Here is a 21,393-nt window from a genome sequence, read left to right on the forward strand (position 1 = left end):
CCTCGGCCCGACGGGGCGTCAGCGGTCGAGGAGGGCGGCGAGCACGTCGCCGGCGCGCTCGACGGCGGCCCGGTCGACGTCGAGGTGCGTGACCAGCCGGACGCGGCGCGGGCTCACCTGCGACACCAGCACGCCCTGCGCCTTGGCCGCCTCGGCCACCACGGGCGCGGGCACGTCGTCGACGACGACCATGTTCGTCTCCACCGTCGCCGGGTCGACGCCCAGGCGCTTGGCCAGCAGCCGCGCGTGCTCGTGGTCCTCGGCGAGCCGGGCGAGGTGGTGGTCCAGGGCGTACGACCCGGCCGCGGCGAGCACCCCGGCCTGCCGCATGCCGCCGCCGAGGCGCTTGCGCCACAGCCGGCCGACGGCGATCCGCTCGGCGGAGGCCACCAGCACCGACCCGACCGGCGCGCCCAGCCCCTTGGACAGGCAGACCGACGCGGTGTCGGCGAGCCGGCCGTAGGTGGCGAGGTCGACGCCGGCGGCGACGGAGGCGTTCCAGATACGGGCGCCGTCCAGGTGCACGGCGACGCCGGCCCCGCGGGACCAGTCCCACAGCCGCTGCAGCTCGGCCAGCGGCTGCACCCGCCCGCCGCCGCGGTTGTGCGTGTTCTCCACGGCGACGGCGGCGGTGGCGGTCAGGTGCCAGTCGCCGCGCGGGCGCACCTGGTCGATGAGCGCGTCCGCGTCGAGCAGCCCGCCGGCGGAGACGACGGTGCGGGTGGAGATGCCGAACACCGCGGCCGCGGCACCCATCTCGTAGGTGACCACGTGCGCATCGGCGTCGCAGAGCACCTCCTGGCCGGGCTCGCAGACCAGCCGCATGCCGATCTGGTTGCCCATCGTCCCGGAGGGCACGAAGAGCGCGGCCTCGTGGCCGAACAGGTCCGCGACCCGCTCCTCCAGCGCCCGGATGGCCGGGTCCTCGCCGTAGACGTCGTCGCCCACCTCGGCCTCGGCCATCGCCCGGCGCATCGCCGGGGTGGGCCGGGTGACGGTGTCGGAGCGGAGGTCGATCAGCTGAGCCACGGCCTCAGCCACGCAGCATCTCCGCCACGAGGAAGGCCAGCTCCAGGGACTGCCCGGTGTTCAGCCGCGGGTCGCAGGCCGTCTCGTACCGGCTGTTGAGGTCCTCGTCGCTGATCTCCATGGCGCCGCCGAGGCACTCGGTGACGTCCTCGCCGGTGAGCTCGACGTGGATGCCGCCGGGCCAGGTGCCCAGCGCCCGGTGCACGTCGAAGAAGCCGAGCACCTCGTCGACGACCCGGTCGAAGTGCCGGGTCTTGTAGCCGGTCGAGGACTCGTGGGTGTTGCCGTGCATCGGGTCGCACTGCCACACGACCTGGTGGCCGCTGGCGGTGACCTTCTCCACGATCGCCGGGAGGACGTCGCGGATCTTCCCGTTGCCCATCCGGCTGATCAGCGTGAGCCGGCCGGGGACGCCGTCGGGGTCGAGCCGCTCGACGAGCTCGGTGGCCTGCTCCGGGGTCGTCGTCGGGCCGATCTTGACGCCGATCGGGTTGGCGATCCGCGACATGAACTCCACGTGCGCGCCGTCGAGCTGGCGGGTGCGCTCGCCGATCCACACGAAGTGCGCCGACGCCGCGAAGGGCCGGCCCTCGTGGTGCCGCAGCAGCGCGGCCTCGTAGTCGAGCACCAGCGCCTCGTGGCTGCTGTAGAGCTCCACGCCGCGCAGCGCGGTGTCGTCGACGCCGCAGGCCTTCATGAACGCCAGCGCCCGGTCGATCTCCCGGGCGATGACCTCGTAGCGGACGCCGGCCGGCGAGCTCGCGACGAAGTCCTTGTTCCAGTCGTGCACGGCGTGCAGGTCGGCCAGGCCGCCCCGGGCGTAGGCGCGGATCATGTTCATCGCCGCGGCGGAGTTGGCGTAGGCGCGCACCAGCCGGTTCGGGTCGTGCACCCGCTTCTCGGCCACCGGCTCCAGCGAGTTGATCATGTCCCCGCGGTAGGACGGCAGGCCGAGGGCGTCGAGCTCGGAGGAGCGCGGCTTGGCGTACTGGCCGGCCACGCGCCCGACCTTCACCACCGGCACGCTCGCGCCGTAGGTGAGGACGACGGCCATCTGCAGCAGCGTGCGCGTGGTGCTCTGCAGGTGCGCGTCGGTGTTGAGGTCGAACGTCTCCGCGCAGTCCCCGCCCTGCAGCAGGAAGGCGCGGCCCTGCGCCACCTCGGCCAGGCGGCCGCGCAGCTCGTCGACCTCGCTGGGCGCCACGATCGGCGGCACGGTCGATAGCGTCGTCAGGACGGAGTCCAGGGCCGCGCGGTCGGGCCAGGTCGGCTGCTGGGCGGCGGGCAGCTCCCGCCACCGGTCGGCGGCGGGCGCGGACTGCGGCAGGTTCACGCCTGCGAGGGTACGGCGGTCCCGCAGGTCAGCCGAAGAACACCTCCACCTCGGCGTAGCGCTCCAGCGGCACGAGCTTGAGCCGCGCGGTGGCCTCCGCGATTGGCACCGGCACGACGTCGGTGCCGCGCAGCGCCACCATCACCCCGGACAGGCCGGCGGTGAGCGCATCGACGGCGGCCAGCCCGAACCGGGTGGCGAGCACCCGGTCGAACGCCGACGGGGTGCCGCCGCGCTGCACGTGCCCGAGCACCACCGCCCGCGACTCCCGGCCGGTGCGCTCCTCCAGGACGGCGGCCAGCGCGGCGCCGATGCCGCCGAGGCGCACGTGGCCGAAGGCGTCGGTCTGCCCGGTGGCGGTGACCAGGGCGCCGTCGGCCGGCCGCGCGCCCTCCGAGACGACGACGATCGGTGAGAAGCCGGAGTCGAAGCGGTGCAGGCAGTGCGCCACCACCGCGTCGACGTCGAAGGGCCGCTCCGGAACGAGCACCACGGTGGCACCCCCGGCCATCCCCGCGTGCAGCGCGATCCAGCCGGCGTGCCGGCCCATCACCTCGACGACGAGCGTGCGGTGGTGGCTGTCGCCGGTGGTGTGCAGCCGGTCGATGGCCTCCATCGCCACGCCGACGGCGGTGTCGAAGCCGAACGTGTAGTCGGTGCCGTCGAGGTCGTTGTCGATCGTCTTGGGCACGCCGACCACCCGCACGCCCTCGGCGGCCAGCTTCGCCGCCACCCCGAGGGTGTCCTCCCCGCCCACCGGCACCAGCGCGTCGACGCGGTGCCGCTCCAGCGTGGCGAGCACCCGCGCCGGCCCGTCGGGCGAGCCGTAGGGGTTGGTGCGCGAGGTGCCGAGCACGGTGCCCCCGCGCGGCAGCAGCCCCCGGACGGCCGCCAGGTCGAGCGGCACGGCGTCGTCGTCCAGCAGGCCGCGCCAGCCGTCGCGGAAGCCGACCACCTCGTCGCCGGCCGCCGTCGCCTTCCGGACGACGGCGCGGATGACCGCGTTGAGGCCGGGGCAGTCGCCGCCGCCGGTCAGGATGCCGATGCGCATGCGTGCTCCCGGGGTGCAACCGCAGGTCCGGGCGTGATCCTGCCGCAGATCGGGCCCGCCGAGGAGGGGTCGGACCGGGCAGGATCCGGCGCGTGGACCCCGCCGCGCTGCTCGCCCAGATGCCCTTCGCCGTCACCGCCGGGGTGGAGCTCGGCTCCGCCACCCCCGCCGAGGTCACCGGCCGGCTGCCGTGGGCGCCGGAGCGCTGCACCGCCGGCGGGGTGCTGCACGGCGGCGCGCTCATGACGCTGGCCGACACCGTCGGCGCCGTCTGCGCCTTCCTCAACCTGCCGCCGGGGGCGACGACGTCGACGCTCGCCTCGGCCACCTCGCTGCTGCGCGCCGTGCGGGGCGGCGCCGCGCACGCCACCGCCCGCCCGCTGCACGTCGGCCGCTCGACGATCGTCGTCCTCACCGAGGTGACCGACGACGACGGCCGGCCGGTCGCCTCGGTCACCCAGACCCAGGCGGTCCTCGGTCTCGCCTGACCTCCGTCGATCACACCGGGGGGTCACACCGCCGTCGCGACTCGTCCCACCCGTCCCACCGGTCCCGCGGCCGCCCGTTCCGGTACAGGTCCGGCCGCCGGGTGCCGACGCTGCCGCGCGACGCCGGGTGCACCCGCCCGGGTCGGGAGGGGGACGAGATGCGCGTGCCGGGGATCGGCCAGTGGGGCATCAGGACGAAGGTGGTGGCGCTCGCGGTCGTGAGCGTGGCCGTCACCGGCGGCGCCATGGCGGGGGTGAGCGCCTGGCAGAGCGCGCGCTTCGCCGACACGACCCACGACTCGGTCACCGAGCTGGTCGACGACAGCGTCGCCCGGACCGCGGCCGGCGTGCACGACGTCGTCGCCACCCAGGGCCAGTCGACCGCCGCGGTGGTGGACAGCCAGCTCGCCGTCGCCCTCGACGTGCTCGCCCGCTCCGGCGGCCTGACCGTGGGCGGCCCCGGCGGACCCGTGCGCTGGGAGGCCAAGAACCAGCTCTCCGGCGAGGTCACCCCGATGGACCTGCCGCGGGTGACCGTCGGCGGCGCGTGGCTCGGCCAGAACGCCGACCCCGCCGTGCCCACCGCCGTCGTCGACCAGATCAAGGCGCTGGTCGGCGGTACCGCCACGGTCTTCCAGCGGACCCCGTCGGGCGACATGCTGCGCGTGGCGACCAACGTCGTCTCGGCGACCGGCACCCGCGCGATCGGCACCTACATCCCGGCCACCAACCCCGACGGCGCACCGAACCCGGTCGTCTCGGCGGTCACCGCCGGGCAGACCTACCGGGGCAACGCGTTCGTCGTCGACTCCTGGTACGTCTCGGCCTACACGCCGCTGCTCGACCGGGCCGGCCAGCTGGTCGGCATGCTCTACGTGGGCGAGAAGCAGCAGTCGATCCCGGCGCTGCGCGAGAGCCTCGAGGCCACCGGCGTCGGCGAGAACGGGCACGTCGAGGTCTGGGGCGGCACCGGCGACCGGGCGGGCACCGTGCTGGTCAGCCCCGGCGGCGAGCGCGACGGCGAGCAGCTCATCGACGCCACCGACGCCGACGGCCGCCCGTGGGTGCGCGAGATCGTCGACGCCGCCGTGGCGCTGGAGGACGGCGCGCAGGCGACCGTGGCCTTCACCGACCCCGAGGCCGGCCCGAGCACCGCCACCGTCACCTACTACGCGCCGTGGGACTGGGTGCTGGTCACGATCGCCCGCGACGCCGACTTCACCGGCCCGGTCGACCGGCTCGACGACGGCCGCAGCGCGATGGTCACCGCCCTGGTGCTGGCCGCCGTCCTCGTCGCCCTGCTCGGCGGGGTCGTGGCCTGGCAGCTCGGCCGCCGGCTCACCGCGCCGCTGGAGCAGCTGCGCGCCCGGATGGCCGAGATCGCCGACGGCGAGGGCGACCTGACCCAGCGCATGCCGGTCAGCGGCGACGACGAGGTCGGCCAGCTGTCCGCGGCGTTCAACCGCTTCGTCGAGAAGGTCGCCGGCACCATCCGCGACATCGGCGGGTGCGCCCGCCAGGTAGCCGCGTCGGCCTCCGGGGTCGCCTCCGTGGCCGACGGGCTGGCCGGCCGGGCCGCGCGCAGCCGCGACCAGGCGCAGGCGGCGCAGACCGCGGCCAGCGACATCAGCGCCGGGGTGTCGGCGGCGGCCGCGGGCGCGGAGGAGATGGGGCTGTCGATCTCCGACATCGCCCGCAGCGCCGGCGAGGCCGCCGAGGTGGGCCGGCAGGCCGCCGAGCTGGCCCGCCAGACCGAGGGCGCCATCGCCGCGCTCGGCACCAGCTCGGCCGAGATCGGCGAGGTCGTGCGGGTCATCGCCGCCGTCGCCGAGCAGACCAACCTGCTCGCGCTCAACGCGACCATCGAGGCCGCCCGCGCCGGCGAGGCCGGCAAGGGCTTCGCCGTGGTGGCCAACGAGGTCAAGGAGCTCGCCCAGGAGGCGGCCCGCGCCAGCGACGACATCGCCCGCCGGGTGGAGGCCATCCAGGCCGACACCGGCACCGCGGTCGGCTCGATCACCCGCATCGCCGAGGTCGTGCACGCCATGAACGACCACCAGCTCACCATCGCCAGCGCGGTGGAGGAGCAGTCGGCGACCACCCGCGAGCTGACCCGCAGCGTCGCCGCGGCGGCCGACGGCGCGGGCTCGGTGTCCTCGACCCTCACCGTGGTGAGCACCGACGCCCGTGACAGCGCGGTCGACGTCGACCGGGCGCACGCCGCGGCGGTCGAGCTCGACGGCCTGTCGCAGGAGCTCACCCGCCTGCTCGCCGTCTTCACCGTCTGACCGCGCGCCTCCCGCGGAGGCGTCCCGATCGAGGCCGTCCGGGCCGACCGCTCAGCGGGCCCGGGCGGCCTCGATCGCGTTCCAGCGGGCGAGGTTGTAGCGGGCGTCGACGAGCGCGTCGTGCGTGCCGGCCGGCTTCGGCGGGAGCGCGGGCTGCCCGGCGTCGTCCCAGCGCTGCCGCAGCTCGCGGGTGAACCGCGGGACCGCGCGCGGCAGCGCCGTCATCGGGCCCCACAGCTGGGCCAGCGCGACGTGGTCGTAGGCGGCGAACCAGGCCCACAGCTCCACCTCCTCCCCCGGTCCGGTGAGGAAGGCGAGCAGGTCGTCGCGGATGCGCCGGCGGTCGCGCCAGGCGCGGTCCGACGGAGGCGGCAGCTGGTCGAGCACGTTGCGGCGCACCCACGGGATGGCGCGGCGCTCGTCGAACTCGGTGCTCACCGCGTAGAACTCGCGCCCGGTCTCGTCGACGACGCCGATGGAGACGAGGTCGATCGTCGTCCCGTCCTCGATGAACTCGGTGTCGTAGAAGTACCGCCGCACGGCGCCCACCGTAGGTGCGGCCGTCTCAGGCCGCGGTGACGGGCGCGGCCTCGGCCGTGCCCGTCTCCGCCCGGGCCCGGGCCGCCCGCCGCCGGTCGAGCCACCACATCACCGGTCCCGCCGTCACACCGTGCAGCACCACCGAGCCCACGACCACGAGGACCGTGACCGACCACAGCTGCTCCCCGCCGGGGATCTCGGCCTCCGACAGGCCGTAGGCCAGGTAGTAGAGCGAGCCGATCCCGCGGACGCCGAAGAAGGCGATGACCGCGCGCTCGCCACGGCCGGTCCGCCCGCCGGCCAGCCCGAGCCACCCCGCCAGGGGGCGGACGACGAGCAGGACGGCGGCGGCGAGGACGACCTCGGCCCAGCCGACCCCGGCCAGGACGCCGCGCGCCAGGGCGCCGCCGACGAGCACCAGGAGGACCACCGTGAGGAAGCGCTCGAGCTGCTCGACGTGCGCGTGCAGCACCTGGTGCCGTCCGTGGGCCCGCTCGGCCGCGCGGATGGTGCAGGCGCACACGAAGACCGCCACGAACCCGTAGCCCTCGGCGAGCTCGGCGAGGCCGTAGGTCAGCAGGATCGCGGTGAGGACCACGAAGCCCTCCGCACGCTCGGCCACGCCGGTCCGCTCCGCGGTGCGCGAGAAGAACAGGACGCGCATCAGCCAGCCGCACGCCGCACCGACGGCCAGCCCCGCGGCGAGGCGCCACACGACGTCGACCGCCACCCACTCCAGCAGCCATCCCCCGGGTGCGGCCCCGGCCGCGGCGATCGCGATGGCGGCGTAGGTGAAGGGGAAGGCCAGCCCGTCGTTGAGGCCGGCCTCGGAGGTCAGCGCGAAGCGCGCCTCGTCCTCGCTGTCGCAGTCCTCCGTCGGCTCCCCCACCTGCACCTCCGTGGCGAGGACGGGGTCCGTGGGGGCGAGCGCGGCGGCGAGGAGGACGGCGGCCGCCGCGCCCAGCCCGAGCAGCCAGCCGCCGAGCAGGGCGATGGCGACGACGGTCAACGGCATCGTCAGCGCCAGCAGCCGCCAGGTGGTCCCCCAGCGCCGCCAGCCGACCGGCCGGTCGAGCGCCAGCCCGGCCCCGAGCAGCGAGACGATGACGACCAGCTCGGTGAGGTGGACGGTCACCGTCTCGTGCTGCACCGGGTCCGGCGTCGGCAGCTCCTCGACGAGCGCGAAGGCCAGCGCCCCGAGGGCCACGAAGACGATGGGCAGCGAGAGCGGCCGGCGGTCGAGCAGGCGGGGCAGCAGCGCCGCCAGGAGGGCGGCGACCCCGGCGGCCGCGTAGGCCAGGCCCGTGGGCTCCAGGCTCACCGCCGTCCACCACGGGGTCGGCGGGGCATCGAGGAGGTGCCTCTGCACGACAGGACTCGGGACACCGCCACATCCTGCGTGGACCGGACGTGTACCGCCCGGCGGGGCGCGACCGGTCCACACCCGTCCCTCCTCAGCGGGCCCGGCGCCCGCCCAGGGAGGACCGGCCGAACTCCCGGCCCTGCAGCGCCGCGATGTCGCGCTCGAGCTGCGGCACGCGGGCGGCCGACAGCCTCAGCACGAACTTCTCCGCCACGGCGCCGGTGACCGCCTGGCGCAGCGCCGAGACGACGCCGACCGACCGCGGCACGAACACCCGCCGCCCGCGGGTCTCCAGGTTCTCCACCAGCGCCTCGGCGCAGTCCTCCACCGAGGTGTAGGCGCCCAGCGGCCCCGGCAGCGACCGCCGCGCCTCGGCGAAGGTGGGCAGCGCCTCCTCGGTGTCGCGCACCAGGTCGGTGTCGATCCACGTCGGGTGGGCGCTGGCCACGGTCACGCCGCGGTGCGCCACCTCCAGCCGCAGCGCGTCACCGAAGCGCTCCAGGCCCGCCTTGGCCGCGCAGTAGGCGCTCATCCCCGGCAGCACGGTGAACGCCGCCGCCGAGCTCACCAGCAGCACGTGCCCGCGCCGATCCGCGATGGCCGGCAGCGCGGCGTGCGCGGTGAGCATGGCTCCGGTCAGGTCCACCTCGATCGTGCGCGACAGCGCGTGCGCCGAGCCGGTCATCACCGTGGTCAGTGGCGCGATGCCGGCGTTGGCGACCACGACGTCGAGGCCGCCGAACGTGTCCACGGTCCGCGCGACGGCGGTGCGCAGCGCCTCGGCGTCGGTGACGTCGCACTCCACCCACAGGTGCTCGGGACCGAGCTCGGCGGCCACCTGCGCGAGCAGCTCGGGCTCCAGGCCGGCCAGCGCCACGCGGGCGCCGCGGCGCGCGGCCCGCCGGGCCAGCTCCGCGCCGATCCCCCGGGCCGCGCCGGTGACCAGCACGACCTTCCCGGCGAGCGGGGTGCGGCTCCTGCGGGACCACGGCGCCATGGCGACTCCCTCGGTCGGCGTGCTCCTCGTTGAGCACTGCTCAAGAGCCGTTGTAGCGTGCTGACCGTTGCTCAGCAAGCCGGTCGACCGAAGGAGCTCCCTGGTGACGAGCACGCTGGACAGGCCCGCCCCGGGCGCGGAGCGCACCCGCGAGGTGGGCGTCGCGATCATCGGGTCGGGCTTCGCCGGCCTCGGGATGGCCATCGCCCTCCGGCGGCGCGGCGAGACCGACCTCGTGCTGCTCGAGCGGGCGCACGACGTCGGCGGCACGTGGCGCGACAACGCCTACCCGGGGGCCGCCTGCGACGTGCAGTCCAACCTGTACTCCTTCTCCTTCGCGCCCAACCCCGACTGGCCGCGCTCCTACTCCGAGCAGCCGGAGATCCAGGCCTACCTGCAGGCCACCGCCGACCGCTTCGACGTCCGGCGGCACTGCGTCTTCGGCGCCGAGGTCACCGCCGCCCGCTGGGACGACGCCGCGCGGCGCTGGGAGATCGAGACGACGGCCGGCCGGTTCCGGGCCCGGGTGCTCGTCTCGGCCGCCGGCGCGCTGGCCGACCCGGTGTACCCCGACATCCCGGGGCTCGCGTCCTTCGCGGGCACCGTCATGCACTCCGCGCGCTGGGACGAGGGCCACGACCTCACCGGCGAGCGCGTCGCCGTCGTCGGCACCGGCGCCTCGGCCGTCCAGATCGTCCCCGCGATCCAGCCTCGGGTGGGCAGCCTCGCCGTCTACCAGCGGACGCCGCCGTGGATCGTGCCGCGCACCGACCACCCGGTGTCCCCGCGGGTGCAGCGGCTCTACCGCTGGGTGCCCGGCCTGCAGCGGCTGGTGCGCGCGGTCCTCTACCTCGTGCGCGAGTTCCTCGTCGTCGGCCTGGCGAAGGACCGCCGGTTCCTGCGGCCCGTGGGCCGGGTGGCGCGGGCCCACCTGCAGCGGCAGGTGCGCGACCCGCGGCTGCGGCGGGCGCTGACGCCGGACTACACGATCGGCTGCAAGCGCATCCTGATCAGCAACGACTACTACCCGGCGGTCTCGGCACCGGGCGTCGAGCTGGTCACCGCGGGCATCGCCGAGGTGCGCCCGCACTCGGTGGTGACCGTCGACGGCGTCGAGCGCCCCACCGACACGATCGTGCTGGCCACCGGGTTCGCCGTCACCGACCTGCCGATCGCGCGGCGGATCACCGGCCGCGACGGCCGCACCCTCGCCGACGTGTGGTCCGAGGGCATGGTCACCAACCGCGGCAGCACCGTGGCCGGCTTCCCCAACCTCTTCCTGCTGGTCGGGCCGAACGTCGGCGTCGGCCACACGTCGATGGTCTACATGATCGAGTCGCAGGTGGCCTACGTCGACGACGCGCTGCGGACCATGGCCGCCGAGGGCCTGGCGGTCCTGGAGACCACGCCGGAGGCGCAGGAGGCGTACCGCGAGCTCGTCGCCCGCCGCTCCCGCGGCACGGTGTGGCTCGCCGGCGGCTGCGCCAGCTGGTACCTCGACCGGCACGGCCACAACACCACGCTCTGGCCGGACTTCACCTTCCGTTTCCGCAGGCTGACCCGGCGGCTGGACCGGGAGAACTACGTCGGCACCCCGGAGGCCGCCGCGTGAGCACGCCCCCGCCCCTCCGCCTGCGCCGCACGGCCGCCGTCGCCATCGACGACGGCGCCCTGCTGCACGCCACCGTCGACGGCCGCGACGACGCCCCCGTCACCCTCGTCCTCGCGCACGGCTGGACCCTGTCGCAGGCCGCCTGGGAAGACGTCGCCGCGCTGCTGGGCGGCCAGGTCGCCGACGGCCGGCTGCGGCTGGTGCGCTACGACCAGCGCGGCCACGGCCGCTCGAGCTGGGGCACCGCGGACGTCTCCATCGACCGGCTCGGCGCCGACCTCGCCACCGTCCTCGCCGCGCTCGCCCCCACCGGCCCGGTCGTGCTCGGCGGCCACTCGATGGGCGGCATGACGATCATGTGCCTGGCCGCCGCCCGTCCCGAGCTGTTCGGCGACCGCGTCCGCGGCGTCGCGCTCGTCTCGACGTCGGCCGGCGACCTGCAGCCCGCCCCGCGCACCCGCGCCGAGCGGGTCCGGCAGCGGCTCACCCCCGGCGCGCTGACGCTGGCACTGGCCGGCGCGCGCGTGGTCGAGCGGCTGCGCCGCCTCGTGCCGCCGGAGCACCCGCGGCACCGGGCGGTCGTGCGCGACCTGCTCTACGGCGCCGACGCGACCGACGCGATGGTGCGGGCGGGCGCCGAGATCATGCACGCCACCACGGTGCGGGCGTTCACGGCGTTCCTGCCGGCGCTGGGCGACCACGACGTGCGCACCGAGCTCGCCGCCCTCACCCGGGTACCGGTGGAGGTGCTCGTCGGCGAGGGCGACAAGCTGACCCCGGTGCGGCACAGCCGGCAGCTGGCGCAGGCGCTGCCCGACGCGCGGCTGCAGGTCGTGCCGCGCACCGGCCACATGCTCCCCGACGAGCGGCCCTCCCTGGTCGCCGCGTCGATCGCCCGGCTGCTCACCGAGGCCGCGGCCGCCCGGGCCGCCGCCTGAGCCGGCCGGCCGTGACCGCCCCCGCCCCTCCCCCGCGCTCCCGCCGGTCGGCCGCCGACCGGCGGGAGCAGCTGGTCGGCATCGGCCTGCAGCTGCTGCCCACGACGCCGGTGCAGGAGCTGACCATCGACGAGGTGGCCCGGCGGGCGGGCATCAGCCGCAGCCTGCTGTTCCACTACTTCCCGTCCAAGCGGGACTACTACCGGGCGGTGACCCGGGCGGCGGCCGACCTGCTGCGCACCCACCTCACCCCGCCGGACGGCGTCCCGGCGGCGGAGCGTCCCGCATGGATGCTCGACCGCTACGTCGGCTGGGTGGAGACCTACCGCGAGACCCACCTGGCGTTCGTCCGCGGCGCGGCCGGCGGCGACCCGTGGGTGGCCGAGGTCTACGAGGAGACCCGCGAGGCGCTGGTCGACCTCGGCATGGGGGCGCTCGGCATCGGCGCGCTCGGCGGCCCCGAGGACCCGCTGCGCCGGCAGCTGGTGCGCTCCTGGTTCGCCTTCACCGAGGACCTGGTGCACCAGTGGGTGCGCGAGCCCGCGACCAGCCGCGAGGACCTGCTCGCGCTGCTCACCGACGTCCTGGGACGCCTGCTGGACCGCTAGCCGGCGAGGGTGTCGGGCGCGCGGTCGCCGGCCTCGCCGGCCGGGGGCGGCAGCACGCCGGGCCGCCCGCCGGCGGCCTGCGCCTTCTTCACCGAGGCGCCGTAGACGTCGACGTACTCCTGGCCTGACAGCGTCATGACCTCGTACATGATCTCGTCGGTGATCGACCGCTCGACGAAGCGGTCACCGGCCAGGCCCTCGTAGCGAGAGAAGTCCAGCGGCTCGCCGAAGCGCACGCAGACCCGCGGCAGCCGCGACCCGAACGGCATCCGCCGCGGCGTGTAGGTCATGGCCACCGGCACGACGGGGGCTCCGGTCTCCAGCGTCATGCGGGCGACACCGGTCTTGCCGCGGTAGAGCCGGCCGTCGGGCGAGCGGGTGCCCTCGGGGTAGATGCCGAGCAGCCTGCCCTGCTCGAGGATGCCGATGCCGGTGCGGATCGCGCCCTCGGCGGCGGTGGCGCTCGACCGGTCGATCGGCACCTGGCCCGCGCCGGAGAAGAACGCCCGCTGCAGGCGGCCCTTCACGCCGCGGCCGGTGAAGTACTCGGCCTTGGCCAGGAAGGTGACCCGGCGCCGCAGCGACAGCGGCATGAAGATCCAGTCGGCGGCCGACAGGTGGTTGCTCGCGAGGATCGCCGCGCCGTCGGCGGGGACGTGCTCCCGACCCTCGGCCCGCGGCCGGAAGGCCAGCCTCACGGCGGGGCCGATCGCGACGAACTTGAGGAACCAGTAGAACAACACGCCTCCCTGTGGAACTGCCAGACTAGGGAGCCGGGCATCCCGGCGACAATCGACCCCCCGGTCGCGCGCGTCCGCACCGGCCCGACCGCCGTCCGCCGAGGAGGACCCCGTGGCTGCAGCGCCGTCCCCGGTTCCCGCGCAGGGGTCGCCGTCGTGACGACCCCGCGACGCGGCCGCGGCCGCCGGGACAACGGTCTCGACGCGCCCCTGTGGGCCCCGCTGCGCGACGTCGACCCGCGGGTCGGCGAACACCTCCTCGACGTGCTGCGCGAGGCCGGGATCGCGGCCTACCTCGAGCCCGCCGCCGACGTCGGCCCCTACACCCGCACCGTGTTCCTCCCGAGCCCGCCGGCCGACCGGCTCTTCGTCGACCGGGCGCGGCTGCGCGAGGGCCGCTCGCTGGTCGACCGGCACGCCGACGACCACGTCCCGGCCGCGGGCCCCGCCGCCGAGCGCCGCTCCACCCGCCCCGACCTCGACGAGGACGCCGAGTGGCGGCGCATCGTGGCCGCCTACGAGGCCGAGCACGGGCGCACCGTCGTCGAGGAGTCGCGGCCCGCCCCGGCGCCGGCCCCCGCCCCGGCCGAGGACACGACGCGGCACACCGTCCGGGACGCCGCCGGGGACGCCGACGACGACGCGGACGAGGAGCACTACGAGCCGCCGCCGGCCCCGCCGGTGCCCGTGCCCTCGCCGTCGACGCTCTACGCCGTGCTGCTGGCCGCGGCCGGCGTCGTGCTGGTCGGCGCCCCGCGGGTGCTGGGCCTGACCACCGACACGGGCCTGGTGCTCGGCGTCGCGGCGCTGGTCGGCAGCGCCGGGCTGTTCCTGTCCCGGATGCGCGAGCGCTCCACCGACGACGGCGACGACGGCGCCGTCGTCTGACGGGTCAGCCGCCGGTCTCCTGCGCGCAGACGGTGGCCCGCGCGAGGTCGGCGGCGCCGACCAGGCCGGCCTGCGCGCCCAGCGTGGCGGCGACGACCTCCGGCCCGGGCCGGAAGCCGCGGCCGGGCAGCACCCGGTCCAGCCGCTCGCGGGCCGGCCGCAGCACCATCTCGCCGAGCACGCTGACCCCGCCGCCGATGACGACGACGTCGGGGTCGAGCACAGCGGCGAGGTCGGCGATGCCCTGGCCGAGCCACTCGCCGACGTCGGTGACCAGCGCCAGCGCCACCGGGTCGCCGTCGGCCGCGGCGCGCGCGACGTCCTCGCCGGTGAGCCGCGTGGGGTCGCCGTCGACGCGGTCGAGCAGCCGGGCGGCCGCCGCCGGTGAGCGGGTGGCGACCTCGCGGGCGGTGGTGGCCAGTGCGCTCCCGCTGGCGTACTGCTCCCAGCAGCCGCGGTTGCCGCACGGGCACAGCCGGCCGTCGGGCACCACGCGCATGTGGCCCCACTCCCCCGCGACGCCGTGCGCGCCGCGCTGCAGCCGGCCGCCGGCGACGATCCCGCCGCCGATGCCGGTGCCGAGGGTGACGCACAGCGCGAGGTCGGCGCCCCGGGCGGCGCCGAAGCGGTACTCGGCCCAGGCGGCGGCGTCGGCGTCGTTGCCCACCCACAGCGGCCGCCGCAGCCGGGCGGCCAGGTCGCGGCGCAGCGAGCTGTGCCGCCAGGCGAGGTGCGGGCTGAACAGCACGACGTCGCCGGTGCGGTCGAACCACCCGGCCGCGCCGACGCCGACGGCGGCGAGCTCTCCCCCGTGCGCGGCGGCGAGCTCCTCGACCACCGCGGCGATCGCCGTCTCGGTCTCACCGACCGTGGCGGTGGGCGTGGACCGGCGGGCGGTGGCCAGGACCGTGCCGTCGGGGGCGACGACGCCGCCGGCGACCTTGGTGCCGCCGACGTCGACGCCCAGCGCCGGCAGCGCGGCCGCGTCCACTAGGCGATCTCGATGTGCTGCACCGGCGGTGCCGGCGGGGGTGGTGCGGACGCGGGCTGCTCGGGCTGCTCCGGCGCGGCCCGCCCCTCCTCCTCGGCGGCGGCGGCGGCCATGGCGCGCAGGGCGGTCGCGGCGCTGGTGAGCGCGTCGGCCAACGCCTCGCTCACCTCCGGGCGGCGCACGACGGCGGCGACCTGGCACACCGGGCACCAGCGGCAGTCCCCGCCGGGCACGTGCCCGTCCCCGTCCGGCCGGCCCTGGAGGCCCGGCCCCTGGAGACCCGGTCCCTGGAGACCCAGCCCCTGGAGGTCGAGTCCCTGCAGGCCCAGGCCCGCGACCAGCCGGCGGGCCTGCTCGACCCAGTCGGTCGCCTCGCTCACCGCGTTCCCCCCTCGTCCCGGCCCGGCTCCGGCTGCTGGGCGGCCAGCAGGTCGGCCGGCCACTGCTGCGGGTCCGCCGCGAACCCGACCTCCAGCCGCGCGCGGGCGGTGCCGGCGTCGGCCAGGCTGCCCGAGGTGACCACGCACCGCCGCAGCAGCGCGTCCAGCCGCAGCGACCGGCGGGTGCCCGCGGCGGTGAGCACGAGGTCGTCCTCCCAGCGGGTCAGGCCGACGTCGCCCCGCTCGGCGAAGGGCAGCGGCAGCACCAGCCGCCAGCCGCGGTCGACCCGCTCGGGCGCCGGCGCCCGCGCCGGCTCCCCGGCGGGCCCGGGCAGGTCGGGCAGCAGCGCGGCCAGCGCGGCGGCGCCCCGCGGCGCGGCCGCGGACTCCGGCACCTGCACGACCTCCGCCACCTCGGCCAGCGCGGCCAGCGACTCCTCCTGCTCCGCGCGGCGCGCGGCCCACCAGCCGCCGGCGGCCGCGTCGGGCAGCACGCGGGCCAGCACCCCGGCCGCGGCCTGGCCGTGCACGGCCAGCGCCGTGGTGGCGCGGCGCAGGGCGGCGGCCGCGCCGGGCCGCGGCACGGCGACCAGCCGGACGGCGGTGGCCGAGGGGTCGGCGAGGGCCTGGGCGCCCAGCCAGGACTCCAGCTCCGGGACGGCGGCGAGCGCGACGTCGACCGCGCCGCGGCGGACCGTGCCCGCGCGGACGGCGGCGGTGCGGACCGCCCCCAGCATCCGCAGCCGCGTGGGCAGCGCCTGCTCCAGCCACCAGCTCAGCGCCCCGGGCAGCGCGACGAGCCCGGCCGCCGTCTCCAGCGAACCGGCGTCGAGGACGACCAGGTCGGCGTCCCCGGCGCGCGCGAGCGCGGCCAGCAGCGCCACCTCCCGCGCCCCGGGCAGCGGGACCACCGACGTTGCCGGCGGCAGCGCCAGGTCGGGGACGGCGGCCGACAGCTCGGCGCCCCACCGCTCCCACAGCCGCTCGAGCCCGGCGCGCGGATCGGCGCGGATGACCTCGGCGCCCGCGTCCGCGACGCCGGCCGGCGGCTCCTGCGCGGTCACGAGCGCCACCCGCCGCCCGGCGCCCGCGGCGCGGACCGCGGCGGCCGCCGCGACGGTGGTCGTGCCGGCCCCGCCGGGGCCGGTGAACAGCAGGGTGCGCACGGGCGGCTCAGCCCTCGACGCGCTTCTTGAGCTCCTTGAGCGCGGTGTCGAGGATGACCTTCTCGGCGCGGCGCTTGAGCATCCCGATCATCGGCACCGCCATGTCGACGGTGAGCCGGTAGGTGACCTCGGTGCCGCCGCCGGACTCGCGGAGCGTGTAGGAGCCGTCCTGCCGCTTCATGATCTTGCTCTGCACGAGGGTCCAGGAGACCTGCCGGTCGCCGTCCCAGGTGTAGTCGAGGACGTACTCGTCGGTGAGGACGGTGGCGTCGATGACGAAGCGCACCCGGCGGGCGCGGCCGTCGGGCCCCGTCTCCTGCACCTCCACGGTGCGGGCCGCCTTCACCCACTGCGGATAGGCCGGGAAGTCGGCGATCACCGCCATCACGTCGGCCGCCGGGGCGGCGACGACGATCGACTGGGTCGACTGCTCGGCCATGGCCTGAGGCTAGCCGCTCCGCTCCCGCCCGCGGGCCGGGCCGCCCGGCTGCGGCTACTCACCGGTAGGCGCAGCCGGTAGATTCGTCGGGACGTGTCCCGCCGCGGGACCGCGGGCACCGGCGCCCCGGCCGAGCGGGGAGAGAGGACCGAGCGTGCGCGAGTACAGCGTCCCCGCGACGAGCGAGGTGGGCCCGGACGCGGCCCTGACCGACATGCTGACCGAGAACGTCGAGAAGCACGGCGACGAGGTCGGCCTCCGCATCCAGCGCGGCGGGCGGTGGGAGGACGTCACCTGGCGCCAGTTCGGCGAGCAGGTGACCGGCGTGGCCAAGGGCCTGATCGCCGCCGGCGTGCAGCCCGGCGACCGGGTCGCCCTGCAGGCCAAGACCCGCTACGAGTGGCCGCTGTTCGACTTCGCCATCTGGACGGCGGGCGCGGTCACGGTGCCGGTCTACGAGACCTCCAGCCCCGACCAGGTGGCCTGGATCCTCGCCGACTCCGGCGCCGTCGCCGCCGTCGTCGAGCGCGCCGAGCACGCTTCGGCCGTCGACTCCGTGCGCGACCAGGCGCCCGACCTCGGGCCGCTGTACGTCATCGAGGACGACGCCGTCGCCACCCTCACCGCCGCCGGCGCCGACGTGCCCGACAGCGAACTGGCCGCCCGCCGCGCCACGCTGAACGCGGACAGCCTGGCCACGCTCATCTACACCTCGGGCACCACGGGCCGGCCGAAGGGCTGCGAGCTCACGCACGGCAACTTCCTGTTCGAGATCGACAACGGCATCACGCTGCTGGACCGGTTCCTCGGCGAGGACGAGTCGCTGCTGCTGTTCATCCCGCTCGCGCACGTGCTGGCCCGCGTCCTGCAGGTCGGCGCGGTGAAGACCCGCACGATCACCGGCCACACGCCGGACGTGAAGAACCTGCTCGAGGACCTCGGCGCCTTCAAGCCGTCGTTCGTCCTCGCGGTGCCGCGCGTGTTCGAGAAGGTGTTCAACTCCGCGAAGGCCAAGGCGGAGGCCGACGGCAAGGGGAAGATCTTCGACCGCGCCGCCGCCGTCGCCATCGCCTGGTCCCGGGCGCAGGACACCGGCGGTGCCGGCCTCGGCCTGCGGCTGCAGCACGCGCTGTTCGACCGGCTGGTCTACGGCAAGCTGCGTGCCGCCCTCGGCGGCCGCTGCCTCGGCGCCATCTCCGGCGGCGCCCCGCTCGGCGAGCGGCTCGGCCACTTCTTCCGCGGCATCGGCGTCACCGTCTTCGAGGGCTACGGCCTCACCGAGACCACCGCCGCCGCGTCGGTCAACCACGAGAAGGCGCTGCGCATCGGCACGGTCGGCCGGCCGCTGCCCGGCGTCTCGTTCCGGATCGCCGAGGACGGCGAGATCCTCATCCGCGGCGGCGTGGTCATGCGCGGCTACTGGAACAACGAGCAGGCCACCGCCGAGGCGATCGACGCCGAGGGCTGGTTCCACACCGGCGACATCGGCGAGATCGACGCCGACGGGTTCACGAAGATCACCGGGCGCAAGAAGGAGATCCTGGTGACCGCGGGCGGCAAGAACGTCGCCCCCGCCGTCCTCGAGGACCGGCTGCGCGCGCACCGGCTGGTCAGCCAGTGCATCGTCGTCGGCGACCAGCGGCCGTTCATCGCCGCGCTGGTCACCCTCGACGCCGAGGCGCTGCCGCTGTGGCTGGAGTCGAAGGGCAAGCCCGCCGACACCCCGGTCGCCGCGCTGGCCGACGACCCCGACGTCAAGGCCGAGCTCGACGCCGCCGTCGCCGACGCCAACCGGGCCGTCTCCCAGGCGGAGGCCATCAAGAGGTACCGGGTGCTGACCACCGACTTCACCGAGGAGAACGGGATGCTCACCCCGAGCCTCAAGCTGAAGCGCTCCGTGGTGGTCAAGGAGTTCGACGCCGAGGTCGAGGCGCTCTACAGCCGCTGACCCCGCCCGCCGCGAGCCCCCTCCCGCACCGCGGGAGGGGGCTCGCGCCGTCCCGGGCCCTCGGGTCCCCGGGACGTGCCGGTCAGGGCTCGAGCAGGGCGGCGAGGTCGGCGGCGATCGTCGTCCACGACCAGCGCCGCTCCACCCACGCGCGGCCGGCGGCGCCCATCGCCCGAGCCCGCGCCGGGTCGTCGAGCAGCGCGGTCACCGCGGCGGCCACCGCCTCCGGGGACCGCGGGTCGCGCACCACGGTGCCCGACTCGCCGTCGAGCACCGCCTCCGGCGCCCCGCCGGACGTGCCGGCCACCACCGGCAGGCCACACGCGGCGGCCTCCAGGTACACCATCCCCAGGCCCTCGACGTCGAGGCCGCCGCGGCGGGTGCGGCAGGGCATGGCGAACACGTCGCCCGCGGCGTAGTGCTCGGGCAGCTGCGCGGGCGGCACCGCGCCGGTCAGCACCACCGCGTCCCCGAGCCCGCTAGCCGCGCGCCGCAGCCGGACCTCGCCGGGACCGCCGCCGACCAGCAGCAGCCGGGCGCCGGGGTGGCGGGCGAGCACCCGCGGCCAGGCGGCCACCAGCACGTCCTGGCCCTTGCGCGGCACCAGGCGGGAGACGCACACGACGACCGGCGCGTCCCCCAGCCCGTACCGGCGGCGGACCGCCGTCCCGTCGGCGGCCGGGGTGAACCGGTCGACGTCGACACCGGGCGACAGCTGCGCGAGCCGCGTCCGCCCCTCGAGCGCCGGCGCCAGGCGGCCGCGGGTGTACCCGCTGATGCAGGTGACGACGTCGAGGCCGCCGGCGATCCGCTGCACCAGCTGCCGGGCGACGGGCAGGGCGACCCAGCCGGTCTCGTGCCCGTGCGTGACGCCCACCAGGCGCCGCGCCCCGGCGGCGCGCAGGCCCGGGGCGAGCAGCCCGAGCGGCGCGGCCGCCCCGAACAGGACGGTGTCGCAGCCGTGCTCGCGGACGAGCGCCGCCGCGGCCCGGGCGGTGGCCGGGGTGGGGAGGAGCATCGACGTCCGCTGCCGGACGACCGGGTAGGGCAGCTGCGCGTCGTACGCCTCCCAGCCCGGCGAGCGCGAGGCGAGCACCACCAGCGACCCCGGCGGGCGGCGCTCGAGCAGCGCGGCGACGAAGGTCTGGATGCCGCCCTGCCGCGGCGGGAAGTCGTTGGTGACGACGAGCGTGCGGCTCACCGGCCGCCCAGTCCGAGCCAGTCCTCCGCCATCGCCACCCGCTGGGCCGTCGTCGGGTGCGAGCCGAAGAACCACTGCCAGGCCGCGGGCGGGCTGGGGTCGGAGAGGTTGGTCTCCCCCAGCCGCTGCTGCATCGCCACGAACGCCGCGGCGTCGCCGGTGAGGTCGAGGGCGTGCAGGTCGGCGCGCGCCTCCACGTGCCGCGAGACGAGGTTCTGCACCGGGGTGGCCGCCAGCGTGCCGACGGCGCTGAGCAGCAGCACCAGCGGCACGACCCGCGGGTCACCGGCGGACCCCGCGCCCGCCCGCCGGAGCAGGGGCGGCCACGACAGCAGCCAGCCGAGCAGCGCCACCGCTCCCGCCGCGCCGAGGGCGCCCATCAGCGTGCCGGTGAGGACGTCGTCGGTGGCCACGTGCCCGAGCTCGTGGGCCACGATCGACTCGATCTCGTCGTCGGGCACGTCGGCGAGCAGCGTGTCGTAGAGGACGACGCGGCGCGTGGAGCCGAACCCGGACACGTAGGCGTTGAGCGACGTCGTCCGGCGGGAGGCGTCGGCCACGAGGACGTCCTCGACCGGCGTGCCGCTCTCCTCGGCGAGCTCCAGGACGTCGGTGCGCAGTTGCCCGGCCGGGAGCGACGCGAAGCTGTTGAACGCCGGCTCGATCACCACCGGGTAGAGGAAGGAGCCGGTGACCACGAGCGCGGCGGCGCCCGCCGACGCCCACGCCCACCAGGTGCGCGGCGCCCACCGGGCCAGGGCGACCAGGGCGAGCAGCCCGAGCGCGGTCAGGCCGGCGTCGATGGCCGTGTTCACGGCGACGTCGCGCAGCCACAGCCCCCACGACCGGGTGGACAGGCCGTAGCGGTGCCGGACCACCTCGCCGTACGCGCTGATCGGCAGCGTGGCCAGCCGCCCGGCGAGCAGCAGGACCACCGTGGCGGCCAGGACGGTCAGCGGCCACCGGCGGCCGTCGGTCCGGCCGAGCGCGCCGACCAGCCGGCTGCCGAGGCGGGTCAGGCCGAACAGGGCGGAGACGGCCAGGCCGAGCAGGAGGTTGGCCAGCGAGGCGGGACGCAGGTCGGCGGCCAGCGCCTCGGCGCGGCGCACCACCTCGGCGGGCAGCCCGGCGTCGTCGCTGACCGGTGTGGCCCCGCCGGGCGGGGGCGGCAGCACGGTCCACGGCGTCCGGACGGCGACCACGACGACGAACGCCGCCCCGAGCACCGCGGCGACGACGAGGGCGGCGCGGCGGGCGGTCCAGCGGCGGGCCGGCGCGGGGCCGGTGCGGTCCTCCTGGCGGGCCCTGCTCACGCCGCCGCCCAGCCCACCCGGCCGATCCTAGGCGGGCGCCGGGACGGTCGGCCCGGGCCCCGGACGCGGCGAGGGCCGGG

The 21,393-nt window shown here is 76.5% G+C and carries 20 protein-coding genes; 7 read left to right on the top strand and 13 right to left on the bottom strand.

Going from position 1 to position 21,393, the window contains the following annotated elements:
- Positions 1-18: 18 nt before the first annotated feature.
- The 3 genes from ACI78R_RS05595 to ACI78R_RS05605 are packed head-to-tail and all read right to left on the bottom strand — an operon-like array spanning position 19 to position 3,413.
- Positions 19-1,041 (bottom strand): threonine aldolase family protein, encoded by a 1,023-nt coding sequence (locus ACI78R_RS05595; RefSeq protein ID WP_457039927.1) that lies wholly within the window; start codon positions 1,039-1,041, stop codon positions 19-21.
- Complete coding sequence (locus ACI78R_RS05600) at positions 1,034-2,362, bottom strand: class II 3-deoxy-7-phosphoheptulonate synthase (protein WP_139253087.1); 1,329 nt, start codon at positions 2,360-2,362, stop codon at positions 1,034-1,036. The genes ACI78R_RS05595 and ACI78R_RS05600 overlap by 8 nt, the downstream gene beginning before the upstream one ends.
- 28 nt (positions 2,363-2,390) lie before the next feature.
- The gene (locus tag ACI78R_RS05605; RefSeq protein ID WP_457039928.1) at positions 2,391-3,413 is read right to left on the bottom strand and encodes an ATP-dependent 6-phosphofructokinase; all 1,023 of its coding nucleotides are present in this window, start codon (positions 3,411-3,413) and stop codon (positions 2,391-2,393) included.
- 92 nt (positions 3,414-3,505) lie between these two features.
- On the opposite strand from ACI78R_RS05605, the gene ACI78R_RS05610 reads away from it, so the two are divergent.
- Both ACI78R_RS05610 and ACI78R_RS05615 read left to right on the top strand, forming a co-directional pair.
- Positions 3,506-3,901, top strand: coding sequence for a PaaI family thioesterase (locus ACI78R_RS05610; protein ID WP_457039929.1), 396 nt, complete (start codon positions 3,506-3,508; stop codon positions 3,899-3,901).
- Between the two features lie 158 nt (positions 3,902-4,059).
- Positions 4,060-6,189, top strand: coding sequence for a methyl-accepting chemotaxis protein (locus tag ACI78R_RS05615; RefSeq protein ID WP_073422475.1), 2,130 nt, complete (start codon positions 4,060-4,062; stop codon positions 6,187-6,189).
- A gap of 51 nt (positions 6,190-6,240) precedes the next feature.
- Here the strand turns inward: ACI78R_RS05615 and ACI78R_RS05620 are convergent, their stop codons facing one another.
- The 3 genes from ACI78R_RS05620 to ACI78R_RS05630 form a co-directional block, all read right to left on the bottom strand.
- The gene (locus tag ACI78R_RS05620; protein WP_073422376.1) at positions 6,241-6,729 is read right to left on the bottom strand and encodes a polyadenylate-specific 3'-exoribonuclease AS; all 489 of its coding nucleotides are present in this window, start codon (positions 6,727-6,729) and stop codon (positions 6,241-6,243) included.
- 25 nt (positions 6,730-6,754) lie between these two features.
- Positions 6,755-8,098, bottom strand: coding sequence for a cation:proton antiporter domain-containing protein (locus ACI78R_RS05625; protein WP_457039930.1), 1,344 nt, complete (start codon positions 8,096-8,098; stop codon positions 6,755-6,757).
- Between the two features lie 85 nt (positions 8,099-8,183).
- A complete protein-coding gene (locus tag ACI78R_RS05630) occupies positions 8,184-9,089 on the bottom strand; it encodes a short-chain dehydrogenase/reductase (protein WP_457039931.1) in 906 nt (301 codons plus the stop codon).
- Between the two features lie 103 nt (positions 9,090-9,192).
- Here ACI78R_RS05630 and ACI78R_RS05635 point away from each other — a divergent pair, with 103 nt between their 5' ends.
- From ACI78R_RS05635 to ACI78R_RS05645, 3 genes are read left to right on the top strand one after another with little or no spacing between them, the layout of a single operon-like run.
- Positions 9,193-10,701, top strand: coding sequence for a flavin-containing monooxygenase (locus ACI78R_RS05635; RefSeq protein WP_457039932.1), 1,509 nt, complete (start codon positions 9,193-9,195; stop codon positions 10,699-10,701).
- Positions 10,698-11,639, top strand: a complete 942-nt coding sequence (locus ACI78R_RS05640; protein ID WP_457039933.1) for an alpha/beta fold hydrolase — start codon at positions 10,698-10,700, stop codon at positions 11,637-11,639. Before ACI78R_RS05635 ends, ACI78R_RS05640 begins: the two co-directional genes overlap by 4 nt.
- Before the next feature lie 11 nt (positions 11,640-11,650).
- On the top strand, positions 11,651-12,247 hold the full coding sequence (locus ACI78R_RS05645; RefSeq protein WP_457039934.1) for a TetR/AcrR family transcriptional regulator: 597 nt from the start codon (positions 11,651-11,653) through the stop codon (positions 12,245-12,247).
- Here the strand turns inward: ACI78R_RS05645 and ACI78R_RS05650 are convergent.
- Complete coding sequence (locus ACI78R_RS05650; protein ID WP_457039935.1) at positions 12,244-12,990, bottom strand: lysophospholipid acyltransferase family protein; 747 nt, start codon at positions 12,988-12,990, stop codon at positions 12,244-12,246. The genes ACI78R_RS05645 and ACI78R_RS05650 overlap by 4 nt on opposite strands.
- 153 nt (positions 12,991-13,143) lie before the next feature.
- On the opposite strand from ACI78R_RS05650, the gene ACI78R_RS05655 reads away from it, so the two are divergent.
- Complete coding sequence (locus tag ACI78R_RS05655; RefSeq protein ID WP_073422371.1) at positions 13,144-13,875, top strand: hypothetical protein; 732 nt, start codon at positions 13,144-13,146, stop codon at positions 13,873-13,875.
- A gap of 4 nt (positions 13,876-13,879) precedes the next feature.
- Here ACI78R_RS05655 and ACI78R_RS05660 read toward each other — a convergent pair whose 3' ends face one another.
- Genes ACI78R_RS05660 through ACI78R_RS05675 form a run of 4 tightly spaced genes read right to left on the bottom strand, consistent with a single transcriptional unit; the run spans position 13,880 to position 16,851 of the window.
- On the bottom strand, positions 13,880-14,866 hold the full coding sequence (locus ACI78R_RS05660) for an ROK family glucokinase (protein WP_336029795.1): 987 nt from the start codon (positions 14,864-14,866) through the stop codon (positions 13,880-13,882).
- A complete protein-coding gene (locus tag ACI78R_RS05665; protein ID WP_457039936.1) occupies positions 14,866-15,246 on the bottom strand; it encodes a hypothetical protein in 381 nt (126 codons plus the stop codon). Before ACI78R_RS05665 ends, ACI78R_RS05660 begins: the two co-directional genes overlap by 1 nt.
- The gene (locus ACI78R_RS05670) at positions 15,243-16,412 is read right to left on the bottom strand and encodes an ArsA-related P-loop ATPase (RefSeq protein ID WP_457039937.1); all 1,170 of its coding nucleotides are present in this window, start codon (positions 16,410-16,412) and stop codon (positions 15,243-15,245) included. The genes ACI78R_RS05665 and ACI78R_RS05670 overlap by 4 nt, the downstream gene beginning before the upstream one ends.
- Positions 16,413-16,419: 7 nt before the next feature.
- On the bottom strand, positions 16,420-16,851 hold the full coding sequence (locus ACI78R_RS05675; protein WP_457039938.1) for an SRPBCC family protein: 432 nt from the start codon (positions 16,849-16,851) through the stop codon (positions 16,420-16,422).
- 154 nt (positions 16,852-17,005) lie between these two features.
- On the opposite strand from ACI78R_RS05675, the gene ACI78R_RS05680 reads away from it, so the two are divergent.
- On the top strand, positions 17,006-18,799 hold the full coding sequence (locus ACI78R_RS05680) for an AMP-dependent synthetase/ligase (protein WP_457039939.1): 1,794 nt from the start codon (positions 17,006-17,008) through the stop codon (positions 18,797-18,799).
- 82 nt (positions 18,800-18,881) lie between these two features.
- On the opposite strand, the gene ACI78R_RS05685 is transcribed toward ACI78R_RS05680, so the two are convergent.
- Positions 18,882-20,000 (bottom strand): glycosyltransferase family 4 protein, encoded by a 1,119-nt coding sequence (locus tag ACI78R_RS05685; protein ID WP_457039940.1) that lies wholly within the window; start codon positions 19,998-20,000, stop codon positions 18,882-18,884.
- Positions 19,997-21,313, bottom strand: coding sequence for a M48 family metallopeptidase (locus ACI78R_RS05690; protein WP_457039941.1), 1,317 nt, complete (start codon positions 21,311-21,313; stop codon positions 19,997-19,999). Before ACI78R_RS05690 ends, ACI78R_RS05685 begins: the two co-directional genes overlap by 4 nt.
- Between the last annotated feature and the right edge of the window lie 80 nt (positions 21,314-21,393).

It is taken from the genome of Geodermatophilus sp. SYSU D01106, assembly GCF_054049995.1.